General features: G+C 65.3%; 17 protein-coding genes. 4 read left to right on the top strand and 13 right to left on the bottom strand.

The window, feature by feature from the left end; all coding sequences use genetic code 11:
* Nucleotides 1-28 precede the first annotated feature (28 nt).
* From D9V29_RS02910 to D9V29_RS02875, 8 genes are all read right to left on the bottom strand, one after another.
* Nucleotides 29-703, bottom strand: a complete 675-nt coding sequence (locus D9V29_RS02910) for a response regulator (RefSeq protein WP_121671828.1) — start codon at nucleotides 701-703, stop codon at nucleotides 29-31.
* Nucleotides 700-2,067 (bottom strand): sensor histidine kinase, encoded by a 1,368-nt coding sequence (locus tag D9V29_RS02905; protein WP_229790438.1) that lies wholly within the window; start codon nucleotides 2,065-2,067, stop codon nucleotides 700-702. The genes D9V29_RS02910 and D9V29_RS02905 overlap by 4 nt, the downstream gene beginning before the upstream one ends.
* A gap of 59 nt (nucleotides 2,068-2,126) precedes the next feature.
* Complete coding sequence (locus D9V29_RS02900) at nucleotides 2,127-2,810, bottom strand: SDR family NAD(P)-dependent oxidoreductase (RefSeq protein WP_229790439.1); 684 nt, start codon at nucleotides 2,808-2,810, stop codon at nucleotides 2,127-2,129.
* Nucleotides 2,803-4,218, bottom strand: a complete 1,416-nt coding sequence (locus tag D9V29_RS02895; RefSeq protein WP_121671827.1) for a DUF6421 family protein — start codon at nucleotides 4,216-4,218, stop codon at nucleotides 2,803-2,805. Before D9V29_RS02895 ends, D9V29_RS02900 begins: the two co-directional genes overlap by 8 nt.
* Before the next feature lie 250 nt (nucleotides 4,219-4,468).
* Nucleotides 4,469-5,563, bottom strand: a complete 1,095-nt coding sequence (locus D9V29_RS02890; RefSeq protein ID WP_121671826.1) for a Glu/Leu/Phe/Val dehydrogenase family protein — start codon at nucleotides 5,561-5,563, stop codon at nucleotides 4,469-4,471.
* A 226-nt stretch (nucleotides 5,564-5,789) separates the two neighbouring features.
* Nucleotides 5,790-6,638, bottom strand: coding sequence for an ABC transporter permease (locus D9V29_RS02885; protein ID WP_121671825.1), 849 nt, complete (start codon nucleotides 6,636-6,638; stop codon nucleotides 5,790-5,792).
* 53 nt (nucleotides 6,639-6,691) lie between these two features.
* A complete protein-coding gene (locus tag D9V29_RS02880; RefSeq protein WP_121671824.1) occupies nucleotides 6,692-7,735 on the bottom strand; it encodes an aliphatic sulfonate ABC transporter substrate-binding protein in 1,044 nt (347 codons plus the stop codon).
* Between the two features lie 18 nt (nucleotides 7,736-7,753).
* Nucleotides 7,754-8,638, bottom strand: coding sequence for an ABC transporter ATP-binding protein (locus D9V29_RS02875; RefSeq protein WP_121671823.1), 885 nt, complete (start codon nucleotides 8,636-8,638; stop codon nucleotides 7,754-7,756).
* 94 nt (nucleotides 8,639-8,732) lie between these two features.
* Between D9V29_RS02875 and D9V29_RS02870 the strand changes: the two genes are divergently transcribed.
* On the top strand, nucleotides 8,733-10,124 hold the full coding sequence (locus D9V29_RS02870) for a cryptochrome/photolyase family protein (protein WP_121671822.1): 1,392 nt from the start codon (nucleotides 8,733-8,735) through the stop codon (nucleotides 10,122-10,124).
* Here D9V29_RS02870 and D9V29_RS02865 read toward each other — a convergent pair.
* Complete coding sequence (locus D9V29_RS02865) at nucleotides 10,121-10,939, bottom strand: alpha/beta fold hydrolase (protein WP_183084895.1); 819 nt, start codon at nucleotides 10,937-10,939, stop codon at nucleotides 10,121-10,123. The two genes, D9V29_RS02870 and D9V29_RS02865, sit on opposite strands and share 4 nt — an antisense overlap.
* 79 nt (nucleotides 10,940-11,018) lie before the next feature.
* On the opposite strand from D9V29_RS02865, the gene D9V29_RS02860 reads away from it, so the two are divergent.
* Nucleotides 11,019-11,939, top strand: a complete 921-nt coding sequence (locus D9V29_RS02860) for an AEC family transporter (protein ID WP_121671820.1) — start codon at nucleotides 11,019-11,021, stop codon at nucleotides 11,937-11,939.
* Nucleotides 11,940-11,998: 59 nt separating this feature from the next.
* On the opposite strand, the gene D9V29_RS02855 is transcribed toward D9V29_RS02860, so the two are convergent.
* From D9V29_RS02855 to D9V29_RS02840, 4 genes are all read right to left on the bottom strand, one after another.
* Nucleotides 11,999-12,811 carry an ABC transporter permease gene (locus D9V29_RS02855; protein WP_121671819.1) on the bottom strand — a complete coding sequence of 271 codons (813 nt, stop codon included), beginning with the start codon at nucleotides 12,809-12,811 and terminating at the stop codon, nucleotides 11,999-12,001.
* 11 nt (nucleotides 12,812-12,822) lie between these two features.
* Nucleotides 12,823-13,650 carry an ABC transporter permease gene (locus tag D9V29_RS02850; RefSeq protein WP_121671818.1) on the bottom strand — a complete coding sequence of 276 codons (828 nt, stop codon included), beginning with the start codon at nucleotides 13,648-13,650 and terminating at the stop codon, nucleotides 12,823-12,825.
* An 86-nt stretch (nucleotides 13,651-13,736) separates the two neighbouring features.
* Entirely contained in the window at nucleotides 13,737-14,921 is a 1,185-nt protein-coding gene (locus tag D9V29_RS02845) for an ABC transporter substrate-binding protein (RefSeq protein WP_121671817.1), read from the bottom strand.
* A gap of 64 nt (nucleotides 14,922-14,985) precedes the next feature.
* Nucleotides 14,986-16,047 (bottom strand): ABC transporter ATP-binding protein, encoded by a 1,062-nt coding sequence (locus D9V29_RS02840; protein ID WP_121671816.1) that lies wholly within the window; start codon nucleotides 16,045-16,047, stop codon nucleotides 14,986-14,988.
* Nucleotides 16,048-16,191: 144 nt separating this feature from the next.
* On the opposite strand from D9V29_RS02840, the gene D9V29_RS02835 reads away from it, so the two are divergent.
* Nucleotides 16,192-16,983 carry a FadR/GntR family transcriptional regulator gene (locus tag D9V29_RS02835; RefSeq protein WP_121672025.1) on the top strand — a complete coding sequence of 264 codons (792 nt, stop codon included), beginning with the start codon at nucleotides 16,192-16,194 and terminating at the stop codon, nucleotides 16,981-16,983.
* Nucleotides 16,984-17,056: 73 nt separating this feature from the next.
* Complete coding sequence (locus D9V29_RS02830) at nucleotides 17,057-17,779, top strand: cache domain-containing protein (RefSeq protein ID WP_121672024.1); 723 nt, start codon at nucleotides 17,057-17,059, stop codon at nucleotides 17,777-17,779.
* The last annotated feature ends 1 nt before the right edge of the window (nucleotide 17,780 follow it).

The raw sequence follows: 17,780 nt of genomic DNA, 5'->3' as shown, positions 1-17,780 counted from the left end.
ACAACGGCCGGGCGGCGGGACATCCGTTTCATCCCCCTGGGACAGCAACCCGGTTCTCGTACGCCCAGACCACGGCCTGGATCCGGTCGCGCAGGCCGAGCTTCTGCAGCACCTTCGACACATGTGACTTCACCGTCGCTTCGCCGACGAACAGCTGAGTGGCGATCTCGGCGTTCGACAGACCCTGCGCCACGAGCTGCAGCACCTCGGCCTCGCGGTCGGTGAGTGTTTCGAGCGCTGCAGGCGGGGTCACCGGTGCGGTGCTCTTTTCGACCGGTGCACCGAACCGCTCGATCACCCGCCTGGTCACGGCCGGTGCGAGCAGCGCATCACCCGACGCGACAACGCGCACGGCATCGATGAGCTGTTCCGGCGTGGAGTTCTTGAGCAGGAACCCGCTCGCCCCTGCCCCCAAAGCCTCAAACAGGTAGTCGTCGCGGTCGAAGGTGGTGAGGATGAGCACGGCGGATGTCACGGACTCGTCCGCGACGATCCTCCGGGTCGCCTCGAGCCCGTCCATGTCCGGCATCTGAACGTCCATGCAGATGACGTCCGGCTTCAGCTCCGCAGCACGGGCAAGGGCCTCGGCGCCGGTGGCGGCTTCTCCGACGATCTCGATGCCAGGCTGCGAACCGAGGATGATACGGAACCCGGCCCGCACCATCTCGTGGTCGTCGGCGAGGAGCACACGGGTCGGGGTCATCGGTTACTCCTCGGGGAGACCCGATCGAGGGCCTCCGGTGTCTGGTCGATGGCGGCATCCGTCTCGGTCGGAACGGGACCAGCAGAAGCGAGCGGAAGACGGGCCCGGACCAGGTATCCGCCGCGATGGCGTGGGCCGAGTTCGAGGCTGCCGCCGAGCGCATCGACGCGCTCCCGCATGCCGACCTGGCCGAGCCCGCCGGGGCGTGGCGTCAGCGGAACGGTTCCGGTGTTGGTGACCTCGAGTTCGAGCTCGTCCGGCAGATAACGCAGTCGTACGTCGGCGGTCGCACCGGCCCCGGCGTACTTGCGGGCGTTGGTGAGTGCTTCCTGGGCGATCCGGTACACGCTGAGCGCCACGAGTGGGGACACCTCGGAGGGTTCCCCGATGACACTGAGGGTCGTCGGCATGCCGGATGCCGTCGAGTCGGCGACAAGGGCGTTCAGGGACTCGAGGCCGAGCGTGGATGCGCTCGTCGATGCGGCGTCGACGGGGTCGCTCGCGCGTAGGGTGTGAAGCAGCTTCTGCAGTTCGTCGATGGCGGACCTGGCGCCGAGTTCGATATTCGCGAGGGCATCCCGTGCAGCTGCCCTGTCGGAGTCGAGAACCGTCCGCGCGGCGCTCGCCTGTACGCCCATGACGGACACGTGGTGTGCAACGACATCGTGCAGTTCGCGAGCGATCCGAACCCGTTCGAGCGCGACGGCCTGGCCTGCCGTCAGTTCCCGTTCCCGTTCGAGTTCGTCGGTGCGGAACTCGAGCAGCGCCTTTTGCCGCGCCGCTGCATACGACCGGTCACCGAAGTAGTACGCGCCGCCGAAGTAAAGGAGGTTCGTGAGGATCTGGATCATCAGGAACGCGACAAGGGGCGAGAAGGCGCCGACGCGCGAGAAGCCGTCGAGCCCTTCCGGGTTTGTCGTCTCACGAAGCATCGCGATCACGAGCCAGCTGAGCATCGCCCCGATGATCAGTCCACGCACGAGCATCGCCGTGCGCCGGTTGTCGACCCACGCGCCGACGGCATAGAGCGCCATGAAGAGGGTGATGTTGCAGAACAGCAGCTCGGGAACCCTCAGCTCACCGCCGGCGATGAACGTGACCGACACGATGATGGCGGCGGTGTTCGGAAACCGCCGCCTGAACGCGAGGGGCAATGTGATGAGAGCCGCCCAGATCAGGCTCATCCACATCGGTGCCGGTTCGTCGTAGACACCGGAGATGTCGTAGAGCATGAGGCTCATCAGGGTGCCGACGAAGAGGGCGGCGGCAAGAATGGCATCGGCCCGCAGGTCTCTCGACGACACCGCCGGCTGGCGCCATGCGGGGCCGCCCGGGTCGACGAGTGGCGAGGCTGAGGAAGTCACCCTCCCACGCTAACGAGTCCAGTGGCTCCGTGGCATCCGTCGTGAGGCGGAGAATCGTGTCAGGTCGCCGGCTCGAGCACGACCCGTGTCAGCGCCGCGGGTGCCGCTTCCTGATCCCACAGGCCAGTGACACCCGACGCGAGTCGGGTCTCGAGCCCGTCGAGCCCCTTCACCACGAAGATACAGGCGGATGCCGCCGGTGCGGACTTCGTGAATCCCGCAGCGATCGCTCGCACCCAGGTCTCCGCTGCCGCCTTCACCGCCGCGTAATTGGCGCCACCCGGTGTCGGTCGGTCGACGCTCGTCGAGGAGACGATCGCGAGCCGGCCGGCATCCGAGGCGCGGAGGTCGTCGGTGAAGACTCGGGTGGTGTTGCGCAGGGTGGTGACGATCCGGGTGTGCAGGAATTCCCAGTCCTCGTCGGTCTGGCCGTCGAGTCCGCCGCCACCACGCCAGCCGCCGACGAGATGGATGAGCCCGTCGATCGGTCCGTTCTCGGAGCGCACACGTTCGCCCAGGGCGACCACGTCGTCGACGTTGCTGAGGTCGCAGACGTGCGTCGCGGCATCCGGAACCGCGCCGGTCACAGCGGCGAGACGCTCCGCATGAGATCCGACCGCGATCACCCTGGCACCTGCCGACGCGAGGCTCCGGCAGACGGCGATCCCTGCAGCGCTGGTCGCACCGGCGATGAGCACGGTGCGACCAGCGGCCGGAGAACCGGGATCGAGGGAGTCAGTCACGACCGGTGATCCCCGCGGTCGACTCGATCACGTCGCGCATCTTCTTCGAGAGTGCCTCGTAGAACATGCTGAGCGGGAACTCATCGTCCATCACGAGGTCGGTGTATCCCTTGGGCGCCCCGGTGAGTACGTCGTCCGGCAGCCCGCGCGCCCACTTCGATGCGGGGTGCGGTTCGACCGTGCCGGACACCAGGTCGTAAGCGGCAAGCCAGTGTGCGACCTTCGGCCGGTCGATCGAACGCCAGTACAGATCGTCGATCGCGTTGCCGAGGGCCACGACGACATCGGGAACTTCCGCCCAGTCGATCGTGAGGGCGGTGTCTGTCCAGTGCAGAACGTGGTGCTGGTGCAGCCAGGCGAACAGCAACTGCCCGCCGAGCCCGTCGTAGTTGCGCACGCGGCTGCCGGTGAGAGCGAACCGGAAGATCCGATCGAAGATCACCGCGTACTGCACGAGCTTCGCGTGGGCGAGGATCTCGGTCTCCGCCTCGGTCAGTTCGGCCGGGCTCTGTGCCGACAGGGTGCGCTCGAGCTTCACCGATTCGCGGAACGCGGTGAGGTCGCACCGCAATTCCTCGAGTGAGTAGAGGAAGAACGGCATCCTCTGCTTGATCATGAACGGGTCGAACGGGAGGTCGCCCCGCATGTGGGTGCGGTCGTGGATGAGGTCCCACATGACGAAGGTCTCTTCGGTCAGCTTCTGATCTTCGAGCAGCACCTGCGCGTCCGCCGGGAGGTCGAGCTTCGTGATTTCGGCAGCAGCCTTCACCACTCGGCGGAACCTGGCGGCCTCGCGGTCGGCGAAGATCGCCCCCCAGGTGAACGTCGGGATGGCGCGCATCGCGACGGTCTCGGGGAAAAGCACGGCCGAGTTGGTGTCGTACCCGGGAGTGAAATCGACGAAGCGGATGGGCACGAACAGTTTGTTCGAGTAGTCGCCGGCTTCGAGTTCGGCGATGAACTCCGGCCAGAGCACTTCCACGATCACGGCTTCGACCAGGCGATCGGTCGACCCGTTCTGCGTGTACATCGGGAACAACACGAGGTGGGTGCGCCCATCAATGCGGTGCTCCTGCGGCTGGAACGCCATCAGCGAGTCGAAGAAGTCCGGAACTCCGAAGTCCTCACGGGACCAGCGCTCCATATCGATGACGACGGCGTCGAGGTATGCGGCGTCCCACGGGAACAGTGGCGCCAGTTCGCGAACCGCGTCGACGATCGTCGCGACGAACCCGCGGGCGGAGTCGTGGACATCCGTCTCTGGAATGGACCCGTCCTTGACCTGGAGCGGGCGGATGCCGGTGGCTGCGTCCTTGAGGCGGAGCCAGGCCGGGTGGGTGGCCAGGTCGGCGCGGTCTTCAAGCACCTCGGGCTCGCCAACGATCACGTGTGCGTGAGATTTCGACATAACTACCCTCCCGGTACTTGAGTGTGAGAACTGCGGATACGTCGAGCATATTGGGCCGCGGTCAGGCGTTTTCTTGACTCTCACGACCGGGAGCTGCGTGGTTCGTCCTTCTGACGCAGATTTGCTGCGTCGGCGGTCTGGCCGCGCCAGACAATGGCCGCGATTTCACGCACCCCGGACCGATTCACCCGGCGTACCGCGTGATCTGGGCCGGAACGCGTGAATCCGCGCCTGCGCCGAGCCGGGTTCGTCAGGCCGCCCGGAGTGTTGCGCCCTCCAGCCGGTCCATCGCGAGCTTCTCGGCTGCGGCGAGAGTGGTCGTTCCCTGTTCCGCTGCCGAGCGATACACCGAGCGCAGCGTCTCCCCGATACCGTCGACACGGGCGAGGATCGAGTCGAGATCTGCGCCAGGCCGCGATGCCATGTCGAGGTAGATCACCCCGCCGGCGTTGACGATGAAGTCCGGCGCCCACAGGATGCCCCGCTCCGCCAACTGCTCGGCACCATCGTGTTCGGCGAGCTGGTTGTTGGCGGCTCCGACGACGGCGCGGCAGCGCAGTTCGGCGATGATCTCGCGGGTGAGGGCGCCGCCGACGCCGCAGGGAACGAAGAGGTCCGTCTCGAACAGGTGCTCGTCACCCGGTTCGATCCAGCTCGCGCCGATCTCCTCCGCGAGGGCCCGGCGAGCGGGGTTCACGTCGGTGACGATGAGGGATGCTCCGGCAGCGGCCAATCTACGGGCGAGACGTCCACCGACCTGCCCGAGCCCCGAGATTGTGACATGTCTGCCGCGGACAAGGGGGTTCCCGAGCACGGTGTCGAGGGTTGCGAGAACGGCGGAGTACACGCCGGCGGCTGTCGCGTCGCTCGGTTCACCGACGCCACCCCGATCGGCGGGGAGTCCGGACACATGCCGGGTGCGTTCGGAGACGATGGCCATGTCGTTGGCGCTCGTGCCGACATCCTCAGCGGTTTGATAGCTGCCGCCGAGGCTCTCGACCGCGTCTCCGAGGTCGAGCATGGCGTCTCTGCGTGCGGTGTTGTCGAGCGTGGTTCCGTGAGGCACGAAGATGACGGACTTGCCGCCGCCGCGGGCGAGCCCTGCCGCGGCGTTCTTGAGGGTCATCCCGGCCGAGAGCCGGAGGGAATCCTCGACGGCTTCGAGCCAGGACCCGTAGTTCCAGATCCGGGCGCCACCGAGGGCTGGTCCGAGTTTCGTGGAATGGACGGCGACGCTGATGGTCAGACCGGATCGGATGCCGCGGGTGACCAGGACTGTTTCGTGGTCGATCGTGGGGGAGTGCAGGGCGTCGAGGGACGCGCCGGAATCAAAGGGTGACGTCATTGTCGGGGATCTCCTTGTGGGTGATGGTGCTGCCCCTGGTGTGGGCGGGTTCGTATCTGCGCGGGTAGCGCTTCGCGAACACTCCCATCACACCAACATCAGGCGGCTTTCACAAGGGACATCTGGCGCCGGTGCGGAACGATTTCACCCCGTTCGGACGCTTTCACGCAGCACGCCGGGTGACGTGGTCCGAAGTGGGTGAAATCGCACCGAGTTCAGCTGCGGATCAACCCCAGCGTTTGTTCACCCAGCGCTCGAACAGTCCGACGAGGGAGTCGGTGATCTTGCCGAGGAGGGCGAGCAGCACGATTGCGAGGAAGATGCGGTCGAGCCTGCCGTTGTTTTGCGAGTCACTCAGCAGGAAGCCCAGACCCATGGATGCCCCGAGCAACTCGGCAGCGACGAGGAAGAGCCACGCCTGGGCGAGGGCGAGCCGCAGGCCCGAGACGACGGACGGCAGGACTGCCGGGAGCTGCACGGTTGTGAAGAGCCGGGCGCCGTTGAGCCCGAACGCGCGACCGGCTTCGACGAGCTGGCGGTCGACGTGGCGGAGAGCGGCGGACACCGTCGTGTACACGGGGAAGAACGCGCCGATCGCGATGAGGGTGATCTTCGACTCTTCGCCGTACTTGAGCCAGATGATGAGGAGGGGAACCCAGGCGAGTGACGGCACCGCGCGGATGGCGCCGAGGCTCGGCGCGAGAAGGATGTCGCCGAGTCGAGAGAGACCGACGACGGCTCCGAAGACCAGGCCGAGGCCCGCACCGATGGCGAAACCGATGAGGACGCGTTGGGTGGAGATCGCGGTGTACAGGCCGAGTTCGCCGCGCTGGGCGAGTTCGAGTGCCGCCGTCCACACCATCGCGGGCGACGGAAGCTGCGACACCGGCACGAGCTCGAGTGTTGTGACCAGCTGCCAGATCGAGAGGACAAGCACCGGGATCAGTGCGCCCCCGACGACGACGAACCAGGTGCGACGGGTCAGCGGGCGGGTGGGTGCCGCACCGTTTCCTCGATCGTCGCCGACGGCATCCGCGGTTCGTGGATCACTCGTCAGGGTGTCGTTGCCTGTCATGCTCAGTCCTCAGAAGTAGTAAACGGCGGGAGCAAGCGCTCCCGCCGTGACGACTAGCCGATCGCGTCGGCGTCAGCCTTCTTCACGAAGGAGTCGTTGATGATCGAGTCGAGTGCTTTGTCGACGTCGTCCTGGGTTTTCACGTCTCCGGTTTCGACGAAGATCGGGCCGATGATCTCGAGCACGTCGCGCTGGGCGCTGCCGGGGATCGGGTCGACGTCGAGGTTCGAGCGTTCGGCGATGACCTTGGTGGCGACCTCGAGATCGAGAGCAGCGACATCCGCGAGGATCTCAGCGGTCTCCTCGGGGTTCTCAGCCGCCCAGACCCGGGCGTGCTCGTAGGCATTCACGACGGCCTGCGCAAGGTCCGGCTTCTCTTCGAGGAAGCTTTCGGTGGCGTTGAGGAATCCGTAGCTGTTGAAATCGACGTTGCGGTAGAGGAGCTTGGCGCCCGACTGCTCGGCGCCGGCCATGATCGGGTCGAGTCCTGACCAGGCGTCGACGGAACCGTTCTGCAGGGCAGCCCAGCCGTCGGCGTGCTGGAGGTTCTCGATCGTGACATCCGCGGGAGTGAGCCCTGCTTCTTCGAGTGCCTGGAGCAGGAAGAAGTACGGGTCCGTTCCCTTGGTCGCCGCGATCTTCTTGCCCTTGAGCTCGGCGACGTCGGTGATCGTCGAGTCGGGTCCGACGACGAGGGCCGACCATTCCGGCTGCGAGTACAGGTCGATGACCTGGATCGGTGAACCGTTGGCGCGAGCGAGGAGCGCGGCTGATCCTGCCGTCGACCCCACGTCGACGGCGTTGGCGCGGAGGGCCTCGTTGGCCTTGTTCGAACCGGCCGACTGGAGCCAGTTGACGGTGACATCCTGATCCTCGAGGGCGTCCTCGAGCCAGCCCTTCTCCTTGATGATGAGGGAGAGCGGGTTGTAGGTGGCGAAGTCGATGTTGAGCTCGCCGCCGGTCGTGACGGTCTCACCGCTGGCGTCCGTGGTGGACTCCGATGCGCTTGACGCATTCTCGCCGGCGACACATCCGGTCAGGAGGAGGGCGGCTGCGCCGGCGAGGAGCGCTGCGGCCGAGAGGCGTGTGCGAATCATGACAAGTCCTTAGTTGGTTTAGTAGGGGAAGTGGGGGATCGCGGTGGTCGTCTCGACGCCGCGGGCCTGACCGTGGCGGTCGATGCCGAGGCCGTCGAGAAGCCGACCGCGAAGCTCGGCGAGTTCCGCTGAGCCGCGATCGCGGGGGCGGGTTCCTGGGACGACGATCTCCTGGGCGATGGTCGACCCGTCTAACTCGTTCGAGCGGCCGAGGAGAATGATCCGGTCGGCGAGCTGGAGGGCTTCATCCACGTCGTGGGTGACGAGTAGAACAGTGGTGGGAGCCGCGGCGTGCACGTCGAGCAGCAGATCCTGCATCTTCAGCCGCGTCAGTGCGTCGAGAGCGCCGAAGGGTTCGTCGAGGAGCAGGACGCCCGGGTTTCGGGCGAGCGCACGGGCGAGGGATGCTCGCTGCGCCATTCCGCCGGAAATTTCCCGTGGGCGGTGCCCGGCGAAGTCGCTGAGTCCAACGAGTTCGATCAACCGGGCGACGCGCGCGGCGCCGTCAGCCTTGGGAGTTCCTCGGGGAAGTCCGAGGGCGACATTGTCTGTGATGCTGCGCCACGGCAGCAGTCGGGGTTCCTGGAAACCGACGGCGGTGCGGTCGTCGAAGTCGACGGTCGGTGTGCCGTCGATGAGCACTCGTCCTGCCGTTGCCGAGTCGAGGCCTCCTGCGATGCGAAGCAGGGTGGATTTTCCACAGCCGCTCGTGCCGAGGATGGCGAGCACTTCACCGGGCTGTACCGAGATCGAGACATCGCGAAGCACGGTTCTGGATGCTCCGCGGTCGCTGGGGAACGACCGGCCGAGCCCCTCGAATTCCACGGCGAACGCAGCATCCGCCGTGCCTGCGCGAGCGGGCGCACTGCCAGAGGCGGCAGGTGCGGTGCTGGCGAGGTACATGAGATCTCCGGAAGAGGGAAGCGGGTAACTACACGGTAATGAGGTGCCCGCAACCCTGCTCGCTCCACCGAAACACTGTGTAACACTGGCCGACATGGTTGGAGCACCCTCGATCGTCTGGTTCCGAGACGACCTCAGAATCGACGACAACCCGGCGCTCGTCGCCGCGGTCAGCCGGGGGGAACCCGTGATCGCGATCTATCTGCTCGACGAGGAATCGGATGGGTTCCGGCCGTACGGCGGTGCAGCGCGATGGTGGTTGCATCACAGCCTCGCCGCTCTCGCCCCTGACCTCGAGGGGATCAGCGCGCGGCTTCTGCTTCGGCGAGGGCCGGCCGAGCAGATCCTCCCAGCACTGGTTGCCGAGACCGGCGCGGGCGCGGTGTTCTGGAATCGCCGCTATGGCCGCGCTGAGCGGGAGGTCGACGCCCGGTTGAAGTCAGGGCTGCGTGACGATGGTGTCGAGGTCTCGAGCTTTGCCGCGTCGCTGCTTTACGAGCCGTGGACGATCGCGACCGGCCAGGGCACCCCGTACTCCGTCTTCACACCGTTCTGGCGGGCGTGTCAGGCGGCACCGCCTCCCCGAGCGCCCCTCGACGCCCCGACGACGATCGACGGATGGGCGGGCCAGGCCGGCGGCGACGACCTCGATGAGTGGCGACTCCTGCCGACTCAACCGGACTGGGCAGGTGGCCTTCGCGACGCGTGGGAGCCGGGCGAAGCATCCGCACACCGTCTGCTCGACGAGTTCCTTCACGAGAAGCTTGCCGCGTACGACACCGAACGCGATATCCCGGCGCAGGGGGCGACGTCCGGGCTCTCCCCGCATCTGCGCTGGGGGGAGATCAGCCCGAACCGGGTACTGCACGAGACGGAGCAGGTTCGCCGGGGTGCAGGTGCTGCGGTTGCTGCCGGAGCGACGCGATTCCTCACGGAACTGGGCTGGCGCGACTTCTGCTCACACGTGCTGTTCGCCGCTCCCGATCTCGCGACCGTCAACTGGCGGCGTGAGTTCGACGCGTTCCCGTGGCCCCCACTCAACGAGGCGGCGCTCGCCGCGTGGCAGCAGGGAACGACGGGCATCCCCATCGTCGATGCCGGAATGCGCGAGCTATGGCGCACCGGAACCATGCACAACCGGGTGCGGATGATCGTCGCATCCTTCCTGACGAAGAACCTCCTGATCGATTGGCGGCTGGGGGAACAGTGGTTCTGGGACACCCTCGTCGACGCCGATGCGGCTAGCAACGCGTTCAACTGGCAGTGGGTGGCGGGTTCGGGAGCGGATGCTGCGCCCTACTTCCGTATCTTCAACCCGGAGTTGCAAGCTAAGAAGTTTGATCCGCACGGCGAATACATCCGCCAGAACGTGCCCGAGTGGGGAACGGATGCCTACCCGCAGCCGATCGTGGATCTTGCGTCGTCGAGAAAGGCGGCGCTCGCCGCGTATGACGTGGTCACGCGTTCGAAGCGGGAGCCCGTTTAGAGACCGTGCTCAGCCAGCCACGGTGAGAGGACGTCGAGGAACTCCTTCGGGCGTTCGACGCTCGGCAGGTGGGCGGTGTCGGGCAAGACGTGGCGCCTGGCGCCGGGAATCGTCGCGGCGAGGTATTCGAATTGCAGGAGCGCGCGGGAGAGGTCGAATTCACCCACCGTGACGAGAGCGGGAACATCCAGGTCGACCACGCGGTCATATGCGGGAGGTTCGAGCTCATCGGCCGGCGCGTCGACGCCCGGCTGGTGGTGCAGATTCGATCGGCCGAGTTCGTATGCGGTGCGGACGAAATCAGGATCGAGATCGTCCTCGTTGCGAAGCGGGCCGATCGCCCACAGCCGGGTCTCGAGGTCGAGGATCCTGCCGAAGTCCTGCGCGTCCCAGGCCTGATCGATGTCGGTGCAGATCCGATCTTCTTCGTCGGTGAGTTCCACCTCGGGGAAGCCGCTGGGTCCGGATCCGATGGTCGCGATCCCTGCAACCCGCTCCGGGGTTTCAACAGCGACATCGAGGGCGATGCGCCCACCTCGGGAGGCCCCGATGAAAGTGGCTCGTGAGACACCGAGGTGGTCGAGAATCGCTCGCGCGTCGTCGCGATCGGAGAACCCGGATGGCTGGCAACTCGTCTGGCCGAAGCAGCGGGTGTCGTACCGGATCACGTAGTGGTTCGGTGCGAGGGAATCGATGAGCGGATCCCACATGCGGAGGGTGGCGATGCCGGCGTGGAGGAGGAGAAGCGGTTCCTCTGAGGCGTGACCGGCGGTTTCGTAATAAAGCCGGGCTCCCGGCACGTCGACGTGGGGCATGGTTCGAGCGTAGCGAGGCGGCGGGCTGACAGCTAGAGCGATGGCACTGCTGCCGGGACTGACCTGACAGAATGAGGGGGTGTCTGGCGTCCTCACGGGTTTCGGCGTCATCGGCGCCATCATCGCCGTGGGCTACATCGTCGGCAGGGCCGACTTCCTCGGGCCCCACAGTCAGCCGGTCATCGCGAGGACCGTCTTCTTCGTCCTCTCGCCGTTCCTGTTGTTCACGGTTCTCGCCGATGCCGAGGTCGACCGGTTGTTCTCGCCGCTGCTCGTAGTCTCGCTGCTCGCAGCGGTCTCGGCTTTCACGGTTTTTCTTCTCGTCGCCGCGCTGTTCTGGCGCCGGAAACTGCCGGAGGCGACCATCGGTGCGCTCAGCGCCGGTTATGTGAACGCGAACAACATCGGCATTCCCGTCTCGGTTTACGTGCTCGGGGATGCCGCGTACTCGGCACCGGTGGTGCTGCTTCAGCTGTTGGTGTTCACACCGATCGCGCTGACGCTCCTCGATATCGGGACAGGTGGCAGAACATCCGTCAGACGGATTCTCACTCAGCCATTCAGGAACCCCATCATCATCGGCTCCGTTCTGGGGCTCGTCGTGTCGGTCACCGGCGTCGAGATCCCGGTGCCGGTCATGGAACCGTTCCGCCTCATCGGCGCTGCTGCCGTGCCGATGATGCTCATCAACTACGGGATGTCACTCCACGGCACGCGGGTTCTGGAACCGGGCGGCAACAGGCGCGATGTCGTTCTGGCGACGTCGATCAAACTCGCGATCATGCCCGTCGCTGCCTGGTTGATCGGTCAGTACGGATTCGGGATCACGGGGACCGAACTCTTTGCGATCGTGGTGCTCGCCGGACTGCCGACCGCCCAGAACGTCTTCAACTATGCGCAGCGCTACGACCGTGGTGTGTTGCTTGCGCGGGACACCATCCTGCTGACGACCTTCGGATCCGTCGGGGTGCTGTTGATCGCCTCGCTGCTGCTGCACTGACGGCTGGTGCTTCACCGGACGACGGCTCAGCGGCAGTTCAGTGACGGCTCAGTGACGGCTCAGTCGCGGTCGCTGATCTCGCGTCCGAGACGCTGGGATGCCCACACCGGCAGCAGCGAGAAGAGGATCACGACGGTAGCGACGACATTCACCATGCTCGCCTCGTTCGGGCGGGCCATCTGGTTCATCATCCACAGCGGGAGTGTGTCGACTCCGGGGGGAGCGGTGAAGATCGTTACGACGACCTCGTCGAAGGACAGGGCGAACGCGAGGATGCCGCCGGCGATGAACGCTGAACGGAACTGCGGGAACGTGATGAGGCGGAAGGTCTGCCAGGGCGTCGCGCCGAGATCGCGGGATGCTTCTTCGACGTTCGGGCTCAGCCGGCGCAGTCGCGCGAACACGTTGTTGAACACCATCACGATGCAAAAGGTCGCGTGAGCAATGATCATCCCGAAGTAGCCAACCTGGATTCCGATCGGTTCCAGGAGCTGGTTGTAGGTGTTGTTGAGCGCCACACCGGTCACGACACCCGGCAGGGCGATGGGGAGCACCACGAGGAGGTTGACGCTCTGCTTGCCGAAGAAGGAGTACCGCTGCAGCGCGAACGCAACGAGGGTGCCGAGGAGCAGTGCGACCGCGGTCGCTCCCAGGCCGACGAGCACCGAGTTCAGCAGTGCAGCGCGGATCGGTTCACTCGCGAACGCTTTGCCCCACCACTCGAGTGAGAACTCGCGGATGGGCCAACTGGCGATCCGTGCGGCGTTGAATGAGTTGAGCACGACGAGCAGGAGGGGCGTGTACATGAACACGAGAACGACGGCGACGATGGTGCCGAGACCGATTCGCGCCCCACGGGAAAGTCTGAGCATGAGAGAACTCCCTACATCCGCTCGAGCGCGCCTGTGCGCTGCACGCTCAGCAGATAGATGACGACGAAAGCGATGGGCACGACAGCGAAGGCGGCGGCGATCGGCGGGTTGAGGTTGATGTTCGAGGCGATGATGCTTCCGATCATCTGGGTGGAACCGCCAACGAACTTGGCTGCGATGTAGTCACCGAGACTCAGCGAGAAGGTAAAGATCGACCCGGCGATGATGGCCGGTTTGATGAGGGGGAGGACGATCGTGCGGATGGTCCGCCAGGCGCCAGCGCCGAGGTCGGCTGATGCGTCGAACAGGTTGGCGGGGAGCTGCCGGATCGCGGTGTAGACCGGAACGGCCATGTACGGCAGCCACAGGTAGGTCAGGGTTAGGACGACCGTGGTGATGCTGAAGCTGGGGCCGGTGATCCCGAACGGTGCAAGCGCCCAGTTGAAGAAGCCGGCGTCGGTGAACGTCACTCGCATCGCGAGGATTTTGACCAGGTAGCCCGCCCAGAGCGGGAGGGTGATGGCGACGGCGAGCAGAGCGCGGAGCCATGGTTTCGCGATCTTGGCCATGAAAATACCCAGGGGGACCGAGATCAGCATGCACAGCACCGTCACGGCAAGTGCGATGACGAGTGTGCGGACAGCCGTTGAGAGGTAGGCCGGGTTAGCGACCAGTTGCTCGAAGTTGCGGAGGGTGAAGCCGGGTTTCACTTTCGACGTGAACGGGTCGGTCGTCCAGAACGCCGTCACGAGGAGCATGACGAGCGAGAAGATGTAGATGCCGATGAGCCAGAACATCGGGAGGGCGAGCAGTCCCGCAAGGTGAGCGCGACGCTTCATGGGCGTTACCTTTCAATCGAAGTGTGGCCGGTTCGGCCGAAGGCGGCTGGGCGGCGCCGCTGGTGCGGCACCGCCCAGCTCCCGGGCTATCCCTTGACGGTCAGCCAGGCGTCGGTCCACTCCTGGAAGTTTGTGCACTGAACGTCGGTGCGACCGTCGATGCACTGCTCGATGGGGGTGGTCCAGAACCACACCTTCTTGAAGTACTCCTCGTCGGTGGCGTTGAAGTAATCGCAGTGTGCCTTCGCTTCATCGTTGAGGTCGCAGAACGCGGCGTTCGCCGGAGCCATTCCGAATCCCATGGCGATCTGTCCGTTCACCTCGGGTGCGCTGGTGTAATCCATCCACGCGTACGCGCAGTTGGGGCTGTCGGATTCGCCCGAGAGCATCCAGGCATCCGACCAACCGGTCGAACCTTCCTCGGGAAGGACGCTCTTGAACTTCTCGTCTTCGCTGAGCTTGCGCAGGACCTCCCACGACGTGCCGATGACGCTGTTGCCTCCGACGAAGGACGTGATCTGCGCGGCCGGGTCGGCCCAGTACTCGGAAACGATCTTGTTCTGCTGCTTGAGAAGGTCGATCGCTGCAGCGAGCTGCTCCTTGTCGAGAGCGTACGGGTTCTTGATGCCGAGGTCCGGCTCGTGCGCCATCAGGTAGACGGCGGCGTCTGCGATGTAGATCGGGGCGTCATATCCGATGATCTGACCGGCGTACGGGCTGTCGGATTCCCACGCCACGGACCAGCTCGTCGGTTCTTCCGTCACGACTTCGCTGTTGTACTGCAGGATGTTTGCGCCGCGGCCGATCGGCACACCGTACGACTTGCCATTGATGGTGTCGTAGATCTGTCCCTTCATTCCCTCGACGATGTCGTCACCGAAGTTCGGGACCAGATCGAGGTTGAGCGGGGCGACGTCGCCACCGGCGATCAGGCGCAAGCTCGCGTCGCCCGAGGCCGAGACCAGGTCGTAATCACCGGTGCGCATCAGTTGAACCATCTCGTCGCTCGTGCCGGCGACGCGACGGTTGACGGTGCATCCCGTTTCGGCGGTGAAATCGTCAGACCAGGCGGGCTCGACGAATCCGCTCCACGCGACGATGTCGAGCGAGTCCTCGAAGTCCCCCATCTTTTCGTGCATGGGCAGATCGGGAACGTCGATCTTGAGTGCGCCTCCGCCGGAGTCGGACTCGTCAGCGCTTGCCGTACAGCCGGTAAGCGCGAGGGCGGCGACCGCAACGACTGCGGCGCCGGTGAAGAACCTGCTTTTCATGGACTGCTCCTTGTGTCGGTATCTCTTGGTGCTGGGTGAGTGGTGCTTGGTGGAGAGCGGTGGGTCAGGGCAGAGTTGCGGCGTGGTCATCGGTCCACGCCACTCGCACGCTGTCGCCGCGTCTGGCCTGGACGTCGGCCGCCGGGTGGTGGCTGTTCTGGGTTTCGGTGATCAGCCGGATGCCGTCGGCGGTGTCGACGAGCACGCGTGTGGTGGGTCCCGTGTAAACGATCTCGGCGACAGTCCCGGCGAGAACGATGTCGCTGTCGGACGCCGTGTCCGTTCCGGTCAGAAGGCGAACCCGCTCCGGACGGACGCTGACGACTCGAGCTTCTCCGGTGAGCCGTTCAACGGTGTCTGAGGGGATGATGTTCGAAAGGCCGAGGAACCGAGCAACGAACTCGGTCTGCGGGTATTCGTACACCTCACGGGCCGTCCCGATCTGTTCGATTCGTCCGTTGTTGAAGACGGCGACCCGGTCGCTCAACGTCAGAGCCTCTTCCTGGTCGTGCGTGACGAAGATAAACGTGATTCCAACGTCGCGCTGGATGCTCTTGAGCTCGATCTGCATCTCCTCCCGGAGCTGCTTGTCGAGCGCACCGAGCGGTTCGTCGAGTAGCAGGACGCGCGGCCGGAGAATCAGTGCACGAGCGAGGGCGATGCGCTGACGCTGCCCTCCGGAGAGCTGGTGGGGCAAACGTGACGCGACGTGGCCGAGCTTGACCTGCGCGATGGCGCTCGCGACTGCTGCCTCCCGGTCGGTCTTGGATTGTCCACGGACTCTCAGTCCGTACGCGACGTTCTCTGCGATGGTCAGGTGCGGGAAAAGCGCGTAGTCCTGGAACACCGTGTTGACCGGGCGCTGGTGAGGGGGCATCCGCGTGAGATCCTCGCCGCCGATCCGGATGCTGCCGCTCGTCGCTTCCTCGAACCCCGCGATCATCCGGAGGACCGTGGTCTTGCCCGAGCCCGAGGGGCCGAGCATCGACAGGAATTCACCCTGGGGGACGTCGAGGTCGAGGTTCTGCACGGCGGTCATCTCACCGAAGGTCTTGCTCACTCCCGTGAGAGACACATCCCCTGCTGCCGTCTTTGGAGCCATGGTGGTGGCGATGGGTGACGACATGCGGTTCTCTCCTCGGGACGACTCTGTGCTCCGTGCACGAGTAAACATATAAAACCAGATGTCATATTTCAAGCGTGTGTCACAATCGTGACATTCGCGTTCCGCGTCATCGTCGGAGGGCGGCTACAGGTGCCGAGTGAGAGGATGGGGATCGTGAGCAGCCAGCCCCAGGCGTCGGATCGGCGACCACATCGACTCCAGGGTGCGATGTTTCTGCCGATCGGTGACGCCGGTCGGGCCGAACTCGTGGAACGGCGGATATCCGAGGCAATCACCGGAGGGCATCTGAGGGCCGGCGATCGGCTGCCATCGGAGGCGGACCTTGCGCGCACGATGGGTGTTGCGCCAGTCACCGTTCGCGAGGCGCTTCTCGGATTGCGATCCCGCGGACTCGTCGTCACCCGTCGCGGCAGGAACGGTGGCAGCTTCGTCTCCGAGGAAGCCGATCCTCTCGAATTCGCTCGCGAAACGCTCTTGGCGTCCTCGCGGTTCGCGATCCGAGACCTTGGCGTGCACTACGCCGCTTTGACGATGGCGGGAGTCCGCCTCGCTGCGCGTCGCTCGGCGCCGGTCGAGGTTGCGGCAATCCGTTCGCGGCTGGGCAGGCTGGATGGCCTCGCCGGGCGTGAGCTCACCCCGACTGAACTCGGTGCGTGGCGTCAAACCATGGACGATCTCGTCCTTGAACTCGTGGCCCTCAGCCAGTCGGCGCGCCTCACTCGCGACCAGATGCGACTGCAGGCGGAATTCTCACCGCTGCTCCGTCTCATCGATGTCGATGCCGGCATCCGCGTGCACCACCGCGAGTTGTTCGAGAATGTACTCGGTGCGGTCGAATCGGGTGATGAGGATGCTGCAGGAGCAGCCATTGAGCGTCTGATCGCAGACGCCATCGATGCGCTTGACGAGCTCCGCTTGCGGGCCGATGATGCCTGATCCGGTGCAGCCTGTGTACGATGCCGATCACGGTGACGTCGTTGAGGCGCAGCGCTCGAAGAAGGGAGACGGTATGTCTGCGACGGCGGTCCAGACGCTCGGGGATGCCGAGACGCCGGTACTCGAGTCAGCTTCCTCGATCGTTTCTGCCTACTTCGCGAAGCTGCTGCCGATGCTCGAGGAACACGCAGCGCGGCTCGCGAGTGAGATCGTCGAAAGCGGCGGCGACGGGCTGACGGCTACTCGCATGGATGACCTCGTCGAACCGCACGCGCACGAGTTGCTTGACTTCGCCGATGAGCCGATTTACGGTGCCGGGTTCATCGCGACCGTGGATCTGCTGGCCGATGCGCCCAGCCACCTGGCGTGGTGGCAGGGTGCGGATCGGCGGAAGCTTGTCTTCCCTCCGCGATCCATCAAGCAGAGCATCGACTATCGCGACCTGGAGTGGTTCCGGGTCCCGTCGCTGACCGGAAACTCTCACGTCGCCGGGCCCTATGTCGATTATCTGTGCAGCGATGAGTACACCATGACCGCGGCAGCTCCGGTGACGGTCGACGGCAATTTCGTCGGAGTCGCCGGCCTTGATGTGCTGATCGAAACCATCGAGCGGCGCCTGACGCCGCCGCTCCGGGCGCTCGCGAGCCCGGTGCTCCTCGTGAACGGGGTGAACCGCGTTCTCGTCTCGACAGATCGCCGCTTCTCCGCCGGTGATGTCCTTCGAGCGGACCGGGTCGAGGTCCTCGAACGACGCGGATGCGACGCTGTCGACCTCGAGGTCGTCATTCTTCGCTGAG

Origin of the sequence: Mycetocola manganoxydans, assembly GCF_003667545.1 — a bacterium.
Taxonomy (GTDB): Bacteria; Actinomycetota; Actinomycetes; order Actinomycetales; family Microbacteriaceae; genus Mycetocola_A; species Mycetocola_A manganoxydans.
This window is presented reverse-complemented; position numbering and strand designations above follow the sequence as displayed.